Origin of the sequence: Vibrio tapetis subsp. quintayensis (assembly GCF_030409945.1) — a bacterium.
Taxonomy (GTDB): domain Bacteria; phylum Pseudomonadota; class Gammaproteobacteria; order Enterobacterales; family Vibrionaceae; genus Vibrio; species Vibrio quintayensis.
This window is the reverse complement of record NZ_JAUFQV010000040.1, coordinates 1-18,111: the sequence shown is the minus strand read 5'-3', so window position 1 is coordinate 18,111 and position 18,111 is coordinate 1. Positions and strand designations below refer to the sequence as shown.

The following is an 18,111-nucleotide window of genomic DNA, read 5'->3' as shown; positions in this document are numbered from 1 at the left end:
TACGATATCACGACCAAAACCAACAAAAACCAAACCATAACATAAACTTATGATTTTCATTTTTGCTTTTGTTGGTCTATTGAATATCGGGGCTAGTTGGCTTCGATATGATCGATCATCAACTGTAGGGTTTGGTTACCTCGAAACTCGTTAATATCCAGCTTGTAAGCCAAACGCACCGTTTTTACCGAGGTGTCAGGCCAGCGACGTAGATCAACGTTAAATGCAATGCCATCAATCATGGCTTGGCTGCCCATACCTTTATGCAAAGGCTCTAACATCAATTTAAGGTGCTTCTCACCCACCAGTTTTTGATGCAAAACTTTAAACTCTCCATCAAATAACGGCTCTGGGAAACCTTGCCCCCATGGTCCACCAGCTCTGAGTTCTTCCGCTGTCGACATATTAAAGCTTTCTGGTAGTAGCTCACCATCAGAGAGTAATATTCCTTGCAATGAACTATCAGCTAACTCTTTGCGAACCACGTCATCAAATAAAGCACTGAATCGGTCAAAATCCACCTCTTTAATGGTCAGCCCGGCTGCCATGGCGTGACCACCAAATTTAGCAATCAAACCTGGATTTTGTGTATCAATGCAGTCTAGGGCATCGCGCATGTGCAATCCCGGAATAGAACGACAAGATCCTTTTATCAGCCCTTCACCACCATCAGCAAAGGCCACCACAGGGCGATGAAATTTTTCTTTGATTCTCGATGCTAGAATTCCAATCACACCTTGATGCCAATCACTTTGGAACAATGCCAGCCCATAAGGCAGTTCATTGCCCTCACCAAACTGTAAGCGCTCACAAAATGCCATTGCTTCTTGTTTCATTCCCTCTTCGATCTCTTTACGAGTTTGATTGAGGGAATCTAATTCACTGGCCATACGGCGAGCAGCATGGATGTTGTTACTCATCAATAGCTCAACCCCAAAAGACATATCGTCAAGACGACCAGCAGCATTAATTCGTGGGCCTAAAGCAAAGCCAAAGTCAGAGGCGATCAATCGATGAGCATCACGCTTAGCCACTTCAATTAGTGCTTGAATACCCGGGCGAGCTTTACCAGCACGAATACGCTGCAGACCTTGATGTACTAAAATTCGATTGTTTTCATCCAACGGCACGACATCGGCTACGGTTCCTAGTGCAACCAAGTCGATAAGCTCCATGAGCTTAGGTTCAACCATATTATGATCAGCAAACCAATTAACTCGACGCATTTCAACGCACAGAGCCATCATCAAATAGAACGCAACGCCAACACCGGCCAACGCTTTAGATGGAAAGCCACAACTGGCTAAGTTTGGGTTCACCATGGCATCTGCAATAGGTAGAGATTGCCCTGGTAAGTGATGATCAGTCACCACTACGGTGAGGCCTTTTTCTTTGGCATAACGCACGCCATCGATAGAGGACACCCCGTTGTCTACCGTCATGATTAACTGCGCACCAATTGCAATGGCTTGATCCACTACTTCAGGGCTCAGTCCATAACCATCTTCAAACCGGTTTGGCACCAGATAATCGACATTTTGGCTACCTAACATGCGCAATGCCATCACAGACAGCGCAGAACTCGTTGCCCCATCGGCGTCAAAGTCGCCAACCACGATAATACGCTGCTGCTGCTTTATTGCTTCAAACAGGTAATCCACCGCCACTGAAATACCATCCAACTGGCGATAAGAGTGCAAACCTTTGGCACCGCGTTCTAATTGCTTTTCAGAGGTAATTCCCCTTGCAATGTAAATTTGGCGCAATAACTTAGGAATGGTATCAGGAAGAAGAGATAGATCGGGTTCGGGACGGCGTTCAATTTTCATTATATTTGACCAAGGGCTTAGCGATCGACCAAGCCCTGTATTCTAAAATTAATTAAGTAATTCTAAGCGTTCAAGTAGATCTTGTGGCGACAAGTAACCGCCCACAATATTGCCACCATCAACCACAATCGCAGGGGTGCCACGTACACCTAACTTAGCACCAAGATCGTGCTGCTGCGCAATGGTTTCAACACACTTTTGAGCGTTTTCGGGTTTATTGCTCAATGTGCGCTTAAGTTTCACTTCGTCCATCGCTGCTTTAGGGTCAGCTGAACACCAAATATTTGCCATTTGCAGCCCAACATCGCTAGCAACACCAGCACGAGGATAGGCCATATAGCGAACGGTAATACCCGCTTCATTATACTGAGCCATTTGACGGTGTAGCTTTAAGCAGTATCCGCAATCAATATCGGTAAATACGGTGACCACGTGTTTCTCATTGTCAGCTTTGTACTCTATCCAGCTGTCTGAGTAATCTTTGATTTTTTCAGCATAACGCTTGGCGACAACATCGGTAAATTGGCCTTTTTCGTCCAAAGAGTACAGTTTCCCTTGGAGAAAATAGTCACCTTTAGCGGTCGCAAAGAACAGACCTTGATTGGTGCTCACTTCAAACAAGCTACCCACTTCACTTGGTGCTACGTCTTCGACAACAATGCCAAGTTTGGCGAAACGATCCGTAATTGAACTTACATCGGCGCTATCAGCTAAAGCAGAAAAAGAAAGTAAAAATGTCGAGCCGATTAATCCGAGTTGGCGTAAAAAACGCATGATAGGTTCACCTTTTAACAATTAATAACGAGTAACTAAATAACGAACAGTAGTAGCGAATACTATGCACGAGGGTGGTGCTGTTGATGAATCTGTTTCAGTCTTTCTGTTGCTACGTGAGTATAAATTTGCGTGGTAGATAAGTCACTATGCCCAAGCAGCATTTGTACGACTCTAAGATCTGCCCCGTAATTTAGCAAGTGCGTAGCAAAAGCATGGCGCAATACGTGCGGAGACAATGTCTCTGCATCTATCTGAGCAATGGCAGCATAGTACTTGATCCGGTGCCAAAATGTCTGACGAGTCATTTGTCTAGCGCGCCGACTAGGAAAAACCACATCAGATGAGTTTTCTCCTAATAATGTTGGACGACCTTGCTGCAAAAAAGTTTCAATCCAATCAACAGCATTTTCTCCCATTGGCACCAAACGCTCTTTACCGCCTTTACCCATGACTCTCACTACGCCTTGACGCAGGCTGACGTTTTCCATGGTCAAGCTTACCAACTCTGTCACACGCAGCCCGGTTGCGTAGAGTAATTCAAGCATGGCTTTGTCTCGTAATTCCAGAGGATTATTGGTATCTGGCGCATCAAGCAAAGCACCAACTTGATCTTCTGATAAGTCTTTTGGTAATCGTTGTGGCAGCTTAGGGCTAACCAGTAATGCGCTGGGGTCATCAGCACGCGCTTTTTCTCTATGCAGATACTGAAACAACCGACGAATCGCAGATAACATTCGAGCACGAGAGGTTTGCTTGTAATCCTGGTCAGTTAACCACATTTGATAGTCTTGAAGCCCAGAAGTACTGATAAAACTCAATCGGTAGTTACGCTCTTCCATCCATTGGTGCAATTTTGAGAGATCATTTCGGTAGGAAGCCAGCGTATTATCTGACAAACCACGTTCCATCCACATTGCATCTAGGAATTGTTCAATCCAAGCTTGATCGGCTTGATTAGAGTTCGACACGCTATGCCCTTCACTAATAGTAAATACTCGCTACAGAGTATGTGAGGGGTAGTGATAATGCTATAAAAATCATTATTGCCGCTATAAACCATGCAATTTTGTCTAAAAGTTGGGTAGAATTTGTCATCTTCTCTATAAACCTGACTCGAACATGAAAATTGGACTTTTTTACGGCTCAACGACTTGCTACACCGAAATGGCAGCAGAAAAAATTCGTGCTTTCATTGGTGAGGACTTAGTCGATATCTTCAATGTCAAAGAAACGCCTCTTAGCAAAATGAATGAATACGATCTTCTGATACTGGGTATTTCAACTTGGGACTTCGGAGAAATTCAAGAAGACTGGAGTGCAGCTTGGCAGCAGATCGACGGAATTGCGATTGAGAATAAGCACGTTGCTCTATTTGGCTTAGGTGATCAAGAAGGCTATGGAGAATGGTTCCTCGATGCGATGGGACTTTTACACAAAGAACTTGAAAACACTGGGGTGAAATTCATTGGCTATTGGCCAACGACAGGCTATGAATTTGATGCATCGAAAGCGCTAACACAAGATGAAAGTCACTTTGTCGGATTGGCGATTGATGAAGATTCACAGTATGAACTTAGTGATGAACGCATAGAACAATGGTGTGAACAAATTCTAACGGAATATCACGACAGTTTGTAAACAGCAGCAATATAAGACTCAATGTATAAAAAAGGTTGGTGCTGTCACACCAACCTTTTTAACACTCGTATGCATTCTGACTGAGTCAGTGGCATTGTTATGCAAGCAGATAGACTGCGCTGTTATGCCGCGTCGTTTGCAAGCTCTTTGGCAGGAGAGCCTATAAAGAACATTGAAACTGTCGCAGCCAGTGTTGGCAGTAACCAACCCATACCAATTTCAAACAACGGCAGCATGTTAAATGCGCTGACGTTAATGCCTGAAACTTTAGCCGCATCGAGCAATGCAAATAAGAACGATACTAAGATAACCACTCGGTAAGCTACGGCTGGGTTTGGTAAGTAATTACGCAAGAAAGCCAACATAACCAACGCAATTGCAATTGGGTAAAGAGCAAACAAAACCGGCACAGACAAAGAAATCAGCTGCGACAAACCAACATTAGCAACAACAGCACACGCTACACCAATGATCACAACCCAAGCTTTATAACCAACTTTCGTTAAGCTACTGAAGTAATCTGAACACGCAGAAATAAGGCCAATCGCAGTAGTTAAGCACGCCAGTAAAACGATCAACGACAGAACGATTTGACCAGAGCCACCAAATAAAGATTGCACATACAAGCTTAAAACCACACCACCATTATCCGATCCGGCGGCAACAGCTGTACTTGTTGCACCTAAATAGAATAAAGACACATAGACAAATGCCAGGCCTGCTGCTGCGATGGCAGCCGCACCCACTAAATATTTAGTCGTGGAGGCTTGATCTGTAATGCCTTTGTTTCTGATAGCATCTACAATCAACATGCCAAACATCAGCGCGCCAAAGGTGTCCATCGTGTTGTACCCTTCAAGGAAACCTGTCGTCAGTGGCTGAGTGATATAATCACCTTGAGCAGCCATGATGTCTCCTTGTGGGAACAAGAACACAGAAACAGCTAACACAATAAGAGCAACAAATAATGCCGGCGTTAACAGCTTACCAATGGTGTCGATGAGCTTCCCTTGAGACCAAGCGAAGAACATTGCCACTGCAAAAAATAGAATGGAAAAAAGAGTTAGATGAAGCTGGCTCGCATCAAGAATGAACGGCTTTATCGCCATTTCGTACGCCACTAAGCCAGTACGCGGAGCGGCAAATGCAGGGCCAATGATGATAAAAATAAGCACAGCAATTATCATTGCCGCTTTTTTTGGCAAGTGCTGAGTAAGGTGTTCCCATGTACCACCAGAGATTGCAATGGCAATAATAGTGAGCAAAGGCAACCCAACCGCGGTAATAAGAAACCCGATCATCGCTGGCAATACATGATCACCGGCTAACTGGCCTGCAAGTGGGGGGAATATGATGTTTCCTGCCCCCAAAAAGAATGCAAAGAGCATAAAGCCCAATGCGATAACATCAGTTGTTTTTAATTTCTGATTCACTGATAACCCTTATAATAATCTTGTGTTTGTCATTATTCTGAAGCTTTCGTCTAGAATAAAGGCGGAAGATAATGACCAATTAGAGTAAAACAAACAAGCAAATGACAAAAAACACAACAATAATTCACAAAACAAACCCTAAGGCAGATACATTCACTAGTTATAGACAAAAAAGCAGTGTTATTTACCACCAAAATAATTTACAAGATCAATCATATTTAGATAAATAACCCAACAAGAAGAGCTATAGCAGTAACATTCACCAATAAATGAGCAACAATTGAAACTTATGGATAAACGAGCGAGCAATCAGAAAACTGCAATCACAAAAGACTTTAACTTTAAGCAGTTTTCAATCTATGGAGGAATGAGTGGCATGCCCGTCAGCACGGACGGTGTATTACTCGGCGCATGGAGTAATATTGAAAACTCGAAAAAAATCCTAGATATAGGCACCGGAACCGGCTTACTTGCACTCATGAGTGCTCAACGAAACCGTCAAGCAGGCATCACCGCGATTGAGCTAAATAATCACGCTTATCATGCCGCCGCACATAATTTCACCCATAGCCAATGGCATGATCGCTTAACCCTAAAGCATCAGAACATTTTAACTTGGCAACCAAAGGCAACGTTCGATCACATTATCTGTAATCCGCCTTACTTTAATCATGGTGAACAGGCCCGCGTCCAACAACGCGCCGTCGCGAGACATACGGATACTCTACCCCACCAAGAATTATTGCTCAAAGCTTGGGATTTACTCGATACACACGGTAGTGCCAGCTTCATTTTACCGAAAATGGAGGGAACTCAATTCATTGATCTCTCCCTACCTCTAGGCTGGCATTTAAGTCGCTACTGTGAAGTCAAAACAAGTACTCGAAAACCCGTATCTCGACTTTTATTTGAATTGAGTAAAAAACCATCAGAAACACTTATAAATGAGCTAGTTATCCATACTCAAGAGCAATACAGTGATGACTTTATTTCCTTAACACGTGACTTTTACTTAAAGATGTAGTGATCCAAACCATGATTACCTCTATAATTCGCGCCCAAATAATTTTTTACTTCTCGCTTGTGGAGAACAACTGTGATCAGAACCTTTGCTGAACTCGACCTCGATTCAAACATCCTTGCCGCTATCGAAGATATGGGTTACGAGCGCCCTACCGATATTCAAGCTCAAGCGATCCCGCAAGCTCTAGAAGGTAAAGACATTCTTGCTTCTGCGCCAACGGGAACGGGTAAAACCGCTGCATTCATCATCCCTGCGCTGCAATACTTACTTGATTTCCCACGTAAGAAAGCAGGCCCAGCACGTATGCTGATCCTAACGCCCACTCGTGAATTAGCGATGCAAGTAGCTGATCATGCACGCGCAATGGCGAAACACACTAACTTAAACATCATCACCATTACTGGTGGTGTGATGTACCAAGATCACGCTGATATTCTGTCCAAAACTCAAGACATCGTCGTGGCCACACCGGGCCGTTTGATGGAATACATCGAGTCAGAGCGTTTTGATTGCCGTGCGATTGAATGGCTAATTCTAGATGAAGCCGACCGCATGCTAGACATGGGTTTTGGCCCAGTGGTAGATCGTCTTTCGGCTGAGTGTCGCTGGCGTAAACAGTCCATGTTGTTCTCTGCAACATTGGAAGGTCGCGGTGTTGCTGGTTTCACAGCGGATCTACTGAATAACCCAGCTGAACTTGCAGCAGAGCCACCACGCCGCGAACGCAAGCCAATCACTCAGTGGTATCACCGCTGTGACACCGCTGAACATAAACTGGCACTGTTAAAAGAAATTCTTTCTAACCAAGCAGAACGCAGCATCGTTTTTGTTAAAACACGTGATCGCCTAGCTGAGCTTAGAGCACAACTCGAAAGCGCTCAGATCCCGTGTGCTTGGATTCAAGGCGAAATGCCTCAAGAGCGTCGTAACAATGCAATTCGTCGTTTCCGTGATGGTGAGATCAACATCTTACTCGCAACTGACGTTGCTGCTCGTGGTATTGATTTACCAGACGTAAGCCACGTCATCAACTATGACATGCCTCGTAGCGCAGACGTTTACGTACACCGTATTGGACGCACCGCGCGTGCTGGTAAAAAAGGCAACGCACTTTCTCTAGTAGAAATGCACGATCATCCAATGCTGTCTCGCGTCGAGCGTTACATCAAAGAAGAGATCAAAGAGCGTTTCGTAGAAGGCATGCGCCCGACTCACAAGAAGCCTGTATTTAAGAATAAGACGAAGAAAAACGCTAAGAAGAAAGCGAAAGAAAACGCCAAGAAAAAGACAGTGAAAAAGAAGAAGAAATAAGTGCTAAAAGCTAGGTACTAAAAGCTAAGTTCATTAAAAAGCGCCCTGACATCGTCAGGGCGCTTTTTTTTATCTTTATCTTAAGCTTCGTACTTAGGGCTTAGCTTTTAGTACTTCGCTGTTAGCTCTGCTCTTCGCGCTTAAAGACCAAGTTAGTCTCTGTCGATTCATCTTCGGCAAAGTAGTAACCAGCCACATCGAATTGTTTGAGTTTTTCAACGGAGCTAATTTGGTTTTGAATAATATATCGAGCCATCATACCGCGTGCTTTTTTAGCAAAGAAGCTGATCACTTTGTACTGACCATTTTTGCAATCTTTAAACACTGGGGTGATAACCGTTGCATCAAGTAATTTTGGCTTCACTGCTTTGAAATATTCATTCGACGCCAAGTTTACCAATGTTTGGTCCCCTTGTGCGCTCACAGCGTCGTTAAGCTTATCTGTAATGATAGAGCCCCAGAATTGATAAAGGTTACTTCCTCGTTCGTTTGAGAGCTTAGTACCCATCTCCAATCGGTATGGCTGCATAAGATCCAACGGTTTTAGCAATCCGTACAAGCCCGAAAGCATTCTTAAATGCTGCTGAGCGTATTTAAAATCTTGTTCTGAGAAACTTTGCGCATCAAGACCAGTGTATACGTCGCCTTTAAACGCCAGTACTGCTTGACGAGCGTTATCAAAAGTAAAGTCTGGGCTCCATTGTTCAAAACGCGCCACATTGAGGCCTGCAATTTTGTCACTCACTTTCATCAAACCTGCAATATCTGACGGAGAAAGCTTGCGGCACTCTTTCATCAACTCAGCGCTGTGATCAACCAATTCAGGAAGCGTGAATTGCTCTGTCGCCAATGGCGACTCGTAGTCTAGGGTTTTAGCCGGTGATACAACAATTAGCATGACTTTACTCTTTCATTGATTATTTTGTCTTAGGGTATAAAAAAAGCCATGCCCAGTCATTATAAACTGCACATGGCCTTATCTATCATTTCAATTGACGTGAGCTATCAATCTTAAGCTATCAGTCTTTTTTGTTGTTATCCCAAATGCCGTCTTCAAGCTGAGATTTAAGCTCAGGGAAATCATTCGAATCAAAAGTAGGGACTTTGCCGTCTTTCAATTGCTGATTGTAATCTTTTGCTAACTTAACCACGATGCCAGACAGCAGCAAAATTGCCACTAAGTTGACAATGGCCATCAAGCCCATCGACACATCCGCTAGGCCCCATACGGTAGGCAACGAAGCCATTGAACCAAACATCACCATGCCCATAACCACAACACGGAAGATATTGAGACCCACCTTCTTGTTATGCTCAAGGAAAATGATGTTAGTTTCTGCGTACGAGTAGTTTGCAATGATTGAAGTAAATGCGAAGAAGAAAATCGCTACAGCAACAAAAATCCCCCCCCAGTCACCGACTTGGCTCGTCATTGCTCGCTGTGTTAGTTCAATACCGGTGATCTCACCATGAGGTACGTATTCACCAGACATTAAAATAATGGCAACCGTAGCAGAACAGATAACCACAGTATCAACAAACACACCTAGCATCTGAACATAGCCTTGAGATGCAGGATGCGGAGGATACGGTGTCGCGGAAGCTGCTGCGTTTGGCGCAGAACCCATACCCGCTTCGTTCGAGAACAGACCACGTTTAATACCGTTAATCATTGCTTGTGCAATTGCGTAACCAAGACCACCAGCTGCCGCTTCTTGCATGCCAAAAGCACTCTTAAAGATAAGGCTCAATACGTCGGGTAACTTGTCTAAGTTGGTCAGCATGATGTAAACAGCTATCGCTAAATACGCCAATGCCATAACTGGCACGATAAGTTCCGCCGTACGGGCTATCTTACGAATACCACCAAAAATGATAAACGAAGACAATGCAACTAGGCCTAAACCTACATACAATGGCTCAAAACCAAACGCTGTGTGCATCGCACCAACAATTGAGTTCGCTTGAACCGCGTTGAATACCAAACCAAAAGCAATAATAAGGAAGATAGAGAACAAGACGCCCATCCAGCGCATCCCTAGTCCTTTTTCCATGTAATAAGCTGGGCCACCACGGTAGTTGCCATCGTTATCACGTGTTTTGTATAGCTGAGCAAGAGTACTTTCGGCAAACGACGTCGCCATACCAAGCATGGCAATCAGCCACATCCAGAAAATCGCACCTGGGCCACCAGCAGTCAGTGCTACGGCAACACCGGCCATGTTACCAGTACCAACACGAGCAGCTAAAGATGTACATAGTGCTTGGAAAGATGAGATCCCTGCTTTGTCGGATTTACGGCTGTTTTTCAGCACAGAGAACATGTGTCCAAAATGTCTGAATTGGATGAAGCCGAGTCGTACCGTAAAGTAGATACCAACACCGACCAAAAGATAAACTAAAATCGATCCCCAAAGAAGATCGTTCATTAAATTGATTAAATCTGTCACGCTAACCTCGAAATTGAGTTTATGACACCAGCACACTGAAAATGTGTACTCCCTGTATTTGCCTGTCGACATGGTGGATAAACAACGGTAAGGAGATGAATATTCCCCTTACTGTACGCACCAAAAATGCCTGCATTGATTCTGGCGTTTTATGGAAATTGCCAGTTATGATTATTTTAACCGCGGGGGATAATGCGGATTACGGCCGGAAAAATCAATATGCAAACGATAAAGTATCAATACGATATTTCACTGCAAACGGTTACCTTGTTAACAGATATAACAAGTTAAAATGGAAAACAAAGGAACAAAAAGCCAAGATTTATTGACAGAGTTCATATCACGGCTGCCATTATAAATTTGCAACAACAAACCCTCTCAAACCCTTTATGTGCCAATGGAAAACCGAATTACCCCTCATTGGAGTATGGATTCATTCCTTTCCCCAAAATTCCTATCCTGTCATTTTCCGTTCGAATCCTAATCGCCAAATTATTGCTCAGCCTGATTTAACATATCTAAGCCGGATAAAATAATTGAAAAAAATTTTCACTTGCTTGTTTTTTAGCCAATTTTATCCGTGGAAATTGTGAGTGCTGCAATAGTTCTCATAAAAGCTTCATAAAAGAGAAGCAAATGAGAAATACGTCAAGGATATGCTTAAGCCAATTGTGATACTTAAAAGGCTCACGTGGAGTTTCAATAACTAGAGAGGTTGCATATGGATGGCTTTCAACTCGAAGATATTATGACAATGGATAACCACAGCTCTCGTTCAACGAGAAGCAAACCCGTTAAACGTAAATGGCGAGAAATAGAAGCAATAAAAGATAGACAACGTTTACAGCGCGAATTGATGGACCTAGATGCTTGTCAAAGTTACGACCTTGACGACATAGATCTATAAACTCAACTAACTAAATCAGTTAGACTTTTATCAACCATTCAGCAATTTTACGCAAATTGTTGATATAACTTGCTAACAATTAATGGGAAATAGGCATCATTCTAAACGAATAATGCCTATTTTTTTTACCTACTTTGGCTTATCGCACCGAGCCCCTAAAGCTTACCTATCAATTTTCAACTAAATCAGAAGCTTTAACCCTTTCGGCCAACTGCTTGTAGCGCTCGGCGATCGTTTCACCAAATACTGGGTCGTCATCTTCCGCTTGCCATTGCAGTTCGACTGCTTTCCAATCTTCATGAGTAAAGTGCTTGTCAATCAGTGGCAAGATCTCTTTTTCTTCAATTTCTAGATGCTGTTTCTGGCGAGTGATGAACTCTTCTAAGCGATCAGCAAACATGTCCAATGGCACTACCGCGTCTTGCAAAATCATGTCGATCGTATTTAGGAAGTCATCCGTTAAGCCAGAAAGGTCTTTATGCTCTTGTTCTAAATTTTTAATGGTACCAATGTCTTTATAATGAGCCTGATAATAAAGATATAAGATGTCTTCTTTCGGGTGGTGCACTTTTTCCGAGTGATTACTTAGATAATCCACCACCTCTTTAAGCAGAGAATAATTTACTGACTGCTCATTACGAAGCGCTACTAGCTTTTTGTTTAAAATGGCCAACAGTCGCATCATATAACCGTGCTCTCGACGTATCCGTTCTAACATCATCGCGTCCATTCCTCTTTATTCTTATGTTTATCAAAAGAAGCTCCTTTAGAGTACAGACTAGCGAACAATCAAAACCGATACCTTGATGCTGATTAAAAAAACAACACTTACAGAATGGGCTGCCAATTAATTTGCTCTTTACCCATATCATCAAGAATTTGATTTACTTTAGAAAAGTGACCACAACCAAAAAATCCGCGATGGGCAGACAAAGGAGAGGGATGAGGAGCCGTCAACACATGGTGCCTATCACGACTTATCATTTTACCTTTCTTTTGAGCATGAGCGCCCCACAACAAAAAGATAATCTCATCGTCTTTTTCATTTAACTCAGCAATGATCTTGTCAGTAAAAGTCTCCCAGCCACACTTTGCATGAGAGTGCGCATTGCCTTGCTCGACAGTCAGCACCGTGTTCAATAACAGCACACCTTGCTTAGCCCAGCTTTGTAAATAGCCATGAGAGGGGGTACAGAATCCGTCGATGTCCTGCATCAACTCTTTGTATATATTAACAAGAGACGGCGGCGTCTTAATGTCAGGGCGGACAGAGAAACATAATCCGTGCGCTTGCCCTAACCCGTGGTAGGGATCCTGGCCTAGGATGACAACCTTAACCTGCGTAAGAGGCGTTACATCAAAGGCACCAAACACCTCATTGGTTGGAGGAAATATGGTTTTTCCAGAGTCGCGCTCTTGCTTAACAAATGCCAAAGTTTGTTGAAAGTATTCCTGCTGTTGCTGTTCAGAAATCACATCTTGCCACGTTTTATGGACGGACATAAAAACACCTCGCTATTAATTCTGATGTATTGTAACCAGATTTAATTACGAGGTGCTATAGGGCTTGTGATCTAACAAAGATCAAACCAAGCAAAATTTATCTTAGTAAGTCTTCTGAGGGGTTCTCCAGTGGCCGCGGCCTTGAATAGGTCGATTTGGTACCGGAATATTGCGAGGCTGAATTGCTGCATTCGTTTTTAAAAATGACATCATAACGTTCTCCTACAGACCGTAAAACAAGTCGGTTGCTAGCTTTGTTGACAAGTTATCTCGTACTCACCAGCTAGCGGTAATAGGATCTATGAAAGAATGATGCCAGTTTTTCACCCCGGCCTACTAAGTAAATAAAATTACGCTAGTTTTTTCTCAAAACGACGTAACTGTTGTATTTCATCCGGCCAAATTGACGGCTCAATTGTTTCTAAAATCAATGGGATAGAATTAAATCGTTCATCTTGCATGATGTATTCGAAACACGGCCAGCCAATCTCCCCCTTGCCTAATGAATGATGTCTATCCACCCGACTTGCAAATTCTACTTTAGAATCATTAATGTGCATTGCTTTCAAATAGTGCATACCCACCACTTGATCAAACTGCGCGAACGTCGCTTCACAGGCTTCTTTAGTGCGAAGATCGTAACCTGCGGTGAATGTGTGGCAAGTATCGAGGCAAACTCCGACCCTTTGCTTATCTTCAACTTGGTTGATGATTTCCGCTAGGTGCTCAAAACGCCAACCCAAATTGGTTCCTTGCCCTGCCGTATTTTCGATCACTGCAACGACATCCGGAACGGCTTGATGAGCCAAATTGATTGACTCAGCAATACGAGCCAAACAGTCAGACTCAGAGATTTTCTTTAAATGACTGCCTGGGTGAAAGTTCAATAAGTACAAACCCAGCTGATGACAACGCTCCATTTCATCGATAAAAGCATCACGAGATTTTTGCAGCTTTTCTTCTTCAGGGGCACCCAAATTAATCAGATAAGAATCATGGGGCAAAATACTTTCTGGGCCAAACCCCAACATCTTACAGTTCGCTTTAAATGCAGATATGGTTTTTGCATCTAGTGGTTTTGCCACCCATTGCCGCTGGTTTTTTGTAAATAGCGCAAATGCGTTTGCACCAATCTCTCTTGCACGCATCGGTGCATTATCAACACCACCCGCAGCCGATACATGTGCCCCAATTAACTTCATAAACCCTCTGTAATTTGTTTTTGTAATCACTTTCATCTTTAAAGTAAGAAGCAATGACTTACCGTTGATATGACCTAAATTGTGTATATTTTGTAGTAAAATTACCACAAAATACCAATTAAACTATTTTTTATAGTATCAAATATTTTGTACTTACACTGTTTTTTAAGCATTTATTGATTTAACTCAATCTTTTTACCGTAAAATAATTATGGTTTTTAGTTGTCTTTTGATCTAAATCAATATTATTATAGTGGACATTAGCTATATAATAACCGTAGCTCAACAATAATTCGAAAATTAACACCACTATAACAGCCACGAAAGTGGACTAGGAGAAAGTTATGATTCAAGGTATTCAAATCACTAAAGCAGCAAATGATAATCTTCTTAACTCTATCTGGTTACTGGATAGCGAAAAGAACGAAGCACGTTGTGTTGCAGCAACATCAGGCTACGAAGCTGATCAAGTTGTTTCAGCTGCTGACCTAGGTGAGTACGAAAGCCGTGAAGTTGCTATTGAAACAGCTCCTCGCATTGAAGGTGGTCAACACCTTTAATATTGGAAAGCCTAACTACTAAAAAGTATGACTTAATCGCATCAAGCCCTTTATCAACAATGGATTTGATAGTCATAAAGAGAGAAAAATCTCATATTTTTTATTAGTCATGTTTTTTTAAGAAGTCAGCACTTAGAGTCATGCTTTAAGTCATAAAAATCAAATCAAAAATTAAAAGGAAATCCATATGATCCAAGGTATCCAAATCACTAAAGCAGCTAACGATTCTCTACTTAACTCAATCTGGTTGCTAGATACAGAAAAGAACGAAGCACGTTGTGTTGTTGCAGTTGAAGGCTACGAAGCAGACCAAGTAGTTCCATCAGCAGATCTAGGCGAATACGAGTCTCGTGACGTTGCTATTGAAGTCCCAGCGAAGATCGAAGGCGGCCAGCATTTGAACGTGAACGTCTTAAAACGTGAGACTTTAGAAGATGCAGTAGCTAACCCTGAGAACTACCCTCAGCTAACAATCCGTGTATCGGGTTACGCTGTTCGCTTCAACTCTCTAACTCAAGAACAACAACGTGACGTTATCGCACGTACTTTCACAGAGTCTCTATAAGAGCTAAGTACAATGAATGATAAAGGCGCAATTAGCGCCTTTTTCTATTGATCGATTTTGCTAACACCATTACTAAACAACTTATTTAATCCACACCAATTTAATATGCACTCCTACATACATTGAAACCTACTACCTTCTTCTGTCCAGTCGCTTAAATCCACATCAATTCCCAATCTTGATACTTCGTTATAGATAAACGACACTGAAATCAAATTTAGCTTTTGATGACTCACAACTCCGTATTGATGAATTCCAATCTTTGTCGTATTGTAGTGATATTCATTGAATTATTTGGATGCACTCGATATGCAACAAGCTGAGCTAGAAATCAGATTTCAAGCAGGTGAATTAACCAAAGCCATTGTAGTTCCAGAAGCATTTGGCACAGATTGGAATCTAATGCTACAAGGGAAGAACAAGTCAACACAATACACCGTTACTCCACAACGTGGAGATGATGCTAGAAAATTCAAAACCATTGATGCAGCAGCGAAAGTTGCACGCAAAATTGGCTTTATTGAAGTGTCAGTAAAGTTTCCAGAGCTAGTTAGATAGGCGCTACACGCCTATATTCATTTATATTCGTTACTTCTCCGTTCAAAGAGGAGTCATCAAGTGACTTTATTGCCTCCTCTCTTTCATTGATCGGTATTTTAAAGAACAAAGCTGTTACTGTTTGATGATACTCAGACTGATACTCTTTTAGGGTCTGTTTTGCTTGCTCTGCATCCTTTTTATCACGGGCACTCTCGGCTTTTAGCTCTCCATTTAAAGCCTTCAGTTTATCAACCTTTTTAGTCAAGCTCGCTACATCATCACTATGATTCTTGTTAGGGCTAGGGTTCTCTATCAACTTAACAATATCAGGGTGATGACGAAGAGCGCCAACAGATAGTCCAGCTTCCTTTTCGACATTTGACTTGTTTAGTTTTACAACATTTTTCTTTTTCAGATCTTTATGCGTGTAGGTCTGCTCTTTAATTCTAGAGATTGCATCGAGTAGTGCCTTACGAGAAGCATCCTTGTTACGAGCCATAGTTACCTCTATATGTTTTGTACAGGGATTAACTGAGATACATCATCTGGTATCTCAAAGACTTCATATGGGAAGTTTAGATCAGACATGATTTTCTCTGCCGAGCGTATGTCCATCACATACTTCGAAGCTGAACTGCCATTAAGCTCCCCCGATTCCTGTAAAATTAGTAGGTCTCTCATAGCCGTCATTCGTATAGATTCAGCCTCGCTTGCATCTTCAATAATATCCCAGCCACAATCAGTACATTCTGAAAGATCAATAGCAGCTCTCATTGCGCACTGCCTCTTTGTGCAGTACATACCCTTCCCAATCACATGGACATGCACCTTACCAGTTCTGATTTCCTCTTTCCAAAATCTAGGTAAAAGTTTTCTGCCATTAACGCCTTGGTCAAAAAAATTAGCGTTCTCAATAACTTCCTTCAAAAGATTTTTACCTAACCCTCCAGCCAAGCGCTCTTTGTTTGCTAACTTGTTATAGGTGCGAGACATTACTCTAGCTGAACGCTCCTCTCTTTCCTCTTTAATTTCACCAAAAATTTTCTTCAATGAGTGTGCATTTTTTGCGTACCAACGTGTCATAGCAATAGATATATGACCCAATTGTTGCTTTAACTGTGGGAAGTCCATTAACTCTAGACCAATCAGGTAGAACGCAAAACTTCTTCGGCATTGGTGGTTTGTATAAGGAAAACTATCACCAACTTCAAGGAGTCTGCTATGTTCTGGATTAGATGCCCTAAGGGCATCTAAATCATGAGAGTTCAAAACAAATGTATCTTTGTATAAACGCTTTATGGTCTCTCTAATTGTTTGTCCTAATCCGACCTTTTCAATAGGTCTTGGGTGGTACACCTCTGTTAAGGCTGCAAAGAAGGTACTGTTGGAACCTTCTTCAAAGCGCTTTCGATAAGGTCGATGGATAGCGTTGAGAACATGAAAAGCCCTAAAGCCTGTCCGATTTGTTATATAGACGTCATCGGCAGTCTGAGAATCTAGAGTCAACTTCTCCTGCTTTGTTGTAAGCGCATAAATAGTATTAATTCCTATTTTAATATGATCCCGAGCACCATACACGGGAGATATCCCAAAAAGCTCACCAATTCTCATACCACTTAATGCCATCACTAAAAATGCCGCATTGGAATTAAGAGCACGAAGATACTCTGAAAACTCAGACCTAACTCGAAAAGACTTCGAGCCAATTTTAACCTGAAAATCTTCCCAAATACCTCTAGCTTTAGAGCCATTCCAGTTTGCGCCAACACAACTTGCCCAAACATCCTCCCACAACGGCTCTTGCTCATTGTCAATGATTGGAATGCCTTCACTTTCAAACACCTCACGGATACTGTTAGCTTTAGAATCACTTGGAATGGCGCTTTCCAGTGACAACTCACCTCTTCTAACTTTTCTCATTAGTTCAGACTTTACTGAACTCGAATGAGTCAGGAAAACTTCAACTGCATTTTCAAGCTCTACTCTATTTTTGTATGCTTCACTAATTTCAGAAATAGCACAATTCACCATTTCAAAGTAAATCCTGAATGGGATAGCAAAGTGTTGATCAGGCGGTAACACTGGCAAGCTAAAATGTTTCGGCTCCAACGATTTATTTATCTCAATCTGGATAGGCAATGACTCTTGGCACTGAACCAACCTGTTAATCGCAGATAAGACTTTATTCCCCTTAACGTTAATGTTCAGACCGCTCTCTTGAAGTCGAAATATGGTATCTTCATCGATATCAGAAAAGCTAGTAATCCCAATTTCTGTAGCATGTTTGGCTATTACTGTGAGCTTGCTAACCGTATGTAGTGGTCAACTAATATTGGCCACGATCTTAGAGTTTAACCAGAACAATCGTTCTG

At 42.2% G+C, this 18,111-nt stretch carries 17 protein-coding genes and 1 pseudogene; 7 read left to right on the top strand and 11 right to left on the bottom strand.

Going from position 1 to position 18,111, the window contains the following annotated elements:
• Positions 1-92: 92 nt before the first annotated feature.
• The 3 genes from recJ to xerD all read right to left on the bottom strand — a co-directional run bounded on the left by recJ (position 93) and on the right by xerD (position 3,574).
• Positions 93-1,832: a single-stranded-DNA-specific exonuclease RecJ gene (recJ, locus tag QWZ04_RS20755; RefSeq protein WP_290330204.1), complete on the bottom strand. Its 1,740-nt coding sequence runs from the start codon at positions 1,830-1,832 to the stop codon at positions 93-95.
• Positions 1,833-1,877: 45 nt separating this feature from the next.
• Complete coding sequence (locus tag QWZ04_RS20750; protein ID WP_290330160.1) at positions 1,878-2,603, bottom strand: thioredoxin fold domain-containing protein; 726 nt, start codon at positions 2,601-2,603, stop codon at positions 1,878-1,880.
• A 62-nt stretch (positions 2,604-2,665) separates the two neighbouring features.
• Positions 2,666-3,574, bottom strand: a complete 909-nt coding sequence (gene xerD, locus QWZ04_RS20745) for a site-specific tyrosine recombinase XerD (RefSeq protein WP_290330159.1) — start codon at positions 3,572-3,574, stop codon at positions 2,666-2,668.
• Between the two features lie 151 nt (positions 3,575-3,725).
• On the opposite strand from xerD, the gene fldB reads away from it, so the two are divergent.
• Positions 3,726-4,244, top strand: coding sequence for a flavodoxin FldB (gene fldB / locus QWZ04_RS20740; protein WP_290330158.1), 519 nt, complete (start codon positions 3,726-3,728; stop codon positions 4,242-4,244).
• Between the two features lie 122 nt (positions 4,245-4,366).
• Here fldB and brnQ read toward each other — a convergent pair whose 3' ends face one another.
• Positions 4,367-5,677 (bottom strand): branched-chain amino acid transport system II carrier protein, encoded by a 1,311-nt coding sequence (gene brnQ, locus QWZ04_RS20735; RefSeq protein WP_290330157.1) that lies wholly within the window; start codon positions 5,675-5,677, stop codon positions 4,367-4,369.
• Between the two features lie 289 nt (positions 5,678-5,966).
• On the opposite strand from brnQ, the gene QWZ04_RS20730 reads away from it, so the two are divergent.
• The gene (locus QWZ04_RS20730; RefSeq protein WP_290330155.1) at positions 5,967-6,701 is read left to right on the top strand and encodes a tRNA1(Val) (adenine(37)-N6)-methyltransferase; all 735 of its coding nucleotides are present in this window, start codon (positions 5,967-5,969) and stop codon (positions 6,699-6,701) included.
• A gap of 72 nt (positions 6,702-6,773) precedes the next feature.
• Positions 6,774-8,012 (top strand): ATP-dependent RNA helicase SrmB, encoded by a 1,239-nt coding sequence (gene srmB, locus QWZ04_RS20725; protein ID WP_290330154.1) that lies wholly within the window; start codon positions 6,774-6,776, stop codon positions 8,010-8,012.
• A gap of 121 nt (positions 8,013-8,133) precedes the next feature.
• Here srmB and yaaA read toward each other — a convergent pair whose 3' ends face one another.
• Both yaaA and QWZ04_RS20715 read right to left on the bottom strand, forming a co-directional pair.
• The gene (gene yaaA / locus QWZ04_RS20720) at positions 8,134-8,910 is read right to left on the bottom strand and encodes a peroxide stress protein YaaA (protein WP_290330153.1); all 777 of its coding nucleotides are present in this window, start codon (positions 8,908-8,910) and stop codon (positions 8,134-8,136) included.
• Positions 8,911-9,031: 121 nt separating this feature from the next.
• Positions 9,032-10,462, bottom strand: a complete 1,431-nt coding sequence (locus tag QWZ04_RS20715; protein ID WP_290330152.1) for an alanine/glycine:cation symporter family protein — start codon at positions 10,460-10,462, stop codon at positions 9,032-9,034.
• A 721-nt stretch (positions 10,463-11,183) separates the two neighbouring features.
• Here QWZ04_RS20715 and QWZ04_RS20710 point away from each other — a divergent pair.
• On the top strand, positions 11,184-11,369 hold the full coding sequence (locus QWZ04_RS20710; RefSeq protein WP_102523042.1) for a DUF3545 family protein: 186 nt from the start codon (positions 11,184-11,186) through the stop codon (positions 11,367-11,369).
• Between the two features lie 169 nt (positions 11,370-11,538).
• Here the strand turns inward: QWZ04_RS20710 and QWZ04_RS20705 are convergent, their stop codons facing one another.
• From QWZ04_RS20705 to nfo, 3 genes are all read right to left on the bottom strand, one after another.
• Positions 11,539-12,090, bottom strand: a complete 552-nt coding sequence (locus QWZ04_RS20705) for a hemerythrin domain-containing protein (protein ID WP_290330150.1) — start codon at positions 12,088-12,090, stop codon at positions 11,539-11,541.
• A gap of 107 nt (positions 12,091-12,197) precedes the next feature.
• Positions 12,198-12,872 carry a uracil-DNA glycosylase gene (gene ung, locus QWZ04_RS20700; protein ID WP_290330149.1) on the bottom strand — a complete coding sequence of 225 codons (675 nt, stop codon included), beginning with the start codon at positions 12,870-12,872 and terminating at the stop codon, positions 12,198-12,200.
• A 350-nt stretch (positions 12,873-13,222) separates the two neighbouring features.
• Positions 13,223-14,074, bottom strand: coding sequence for a deoxyribonuclease IV (gene nfo, locus QWZ04_RS20695; RefSeq protein WP_435433642.1), 852 nt, complete (start codon positions 14,072-14,074; stop codon positions 13,223-13,225).
• 344 nt (positions 14,075-14,418) lie between these two features.
• On the opposite strand from nfo, the pseudogene QWZ04_RS20690 reads away from it, so the two are divergent.
• The 3 genes and pseudogenes from QWZ04_RS20690 to QWZ04_RS20680 form a co-directional block, all read left to right on the top strand.
• Positions 14,419-14,631, top strand: a pseudogene (locus QWZ04_RS20690) (autonomous glycyl radical cofactor GrcA); the annotation flags it as partial.
• A 190-nt stretch (positions 14,632-14,821) separates the two neighbouring features.
• Positions 14,822-15,199, top strand: coding sequence for an autonomous glycyl radical cofactor GrcA (gene grcA / locus QWZ04_RS20685; RefSeq protein ID WP_104216215.1), 378 nt, complete (start codon positions 14,822-14,824; stop codon positions 15,197-15,199).
• Positions 15,200-15,508: 309 nt separating this feature from the next.
• Complete coding sequence (locus QWZ04_RS20680; protein WP_104216214.1) at positions 15,509-15,757, top strand: plasmid replication protein RepB; 249 nt, start codon at positions 15,509-15,511, stop codon at positions 15,755-15,757.
• Here the strand turns inward: QWZ04_RS20680 and QWZ04_RS20675 are convergent.
• Together QWZ04_RS20675 and QWZ04_RS20670 are read right to left on the bottom strand one after the other, a co-directional pair.
• Complete coding sequence (locus QWZ04_RS20675) at positions 15,750-16,238, bottom strand: hypothetical protein (RefSeq protein ID WP_104216213.1); 489 nt, start codon at positions 16,236-16,238, stop codon at positions 15,750-15,752. The genes QWZ04_RS20680 and QWZ04_RS20675 overlap by 8 nt on opposite strands.
• Positions 16,239-16,246: 8 nt before the next feature.
• Positions 16,247-17,878 (bottom strand): site-specific integrase, encoded by a 1,632-nt coding sequence (locus tag QWZ04_RS20670; RefSeq protein WP_290330147.1) that lies wholly within the window; start codon positions 17,876-17,878, stop codon positions 16,247-16,249.
• Positions 17,879-18,111: the final 233 nt, after the last annotated feature.

Coding starts and splice junctions, on each gene's coding strand:
- QWZ04_RS20710 (WP_102523042.1), top strand. CDS start 11,184: ATGGATGGCTTTCAACTCGAAGATATTATGACAATGGATAACCACAGC.
- QWZ04_RS20705 (WP_290330150.1), bottom strand. CDS start 12,090: ATGATGTTAGAACGGATACGTCGAGAGCACGGTTATATGATGCGACTG.
- yaaA (WP_290330153.1), bottom strand. CDS start 8,910: ATGCTAATTGTTGTATCACCGGCTAAAACCCTAGACTACGAGTCGCCA.
- fldB (WP_290330158.1), top strand. CDS start 3,726: ATGAAAATTGGACTTTTTTACGGCTCAACGACTTGCTACACCGAAATG.
- QWZ04_RS20750 (WP_290330160.1), bottom strand. CDS start 2,603: ATGCGTTTTTTACGCCAACTCGGATTAATCGGCTCGACATTTTTACTT.
- QWZ04_RS20730 (WP_290330155.1), top strand. CDS start 5,967: ATGGATAAACGAGCGAGCAATCAGAAAACTGCAATCACAAAAGACTTT.
- grcA (WP_104216215.1), top strand. CDS start 14,822: ATGATCCAAGGTATCCAAATCACTAAAGCAGCTAACGATTCTCTACTT.
- nfo (WP_435433642.1), bottom strand. CDS start 14,074: ATGAAGTTAATTGGGGCACATGTATCGGCTGCGGGTGGTGTTGATAAT.
- ung (WP_290330149.1), bottom strand. CDS start 12,872: ATGTCCGTCCATAAAACGTGGCAAGATGTGATTTCTGAACAGCAACAG.
- QWZ04_RS20675 (WP_104216213.1), bottom strand. CDS start 16,238: ATGGCTCGTAACAAGGATGCTTCTCGTAAGGCACTACTCGATGCAATC.
- QWZ04_RS20680 (WP_104216214.1), top strand. CDS start 15,509: ATGCAACAAGCTGAGCTAGAAATCAGATTTCAAGCAGGTGAATTAACC.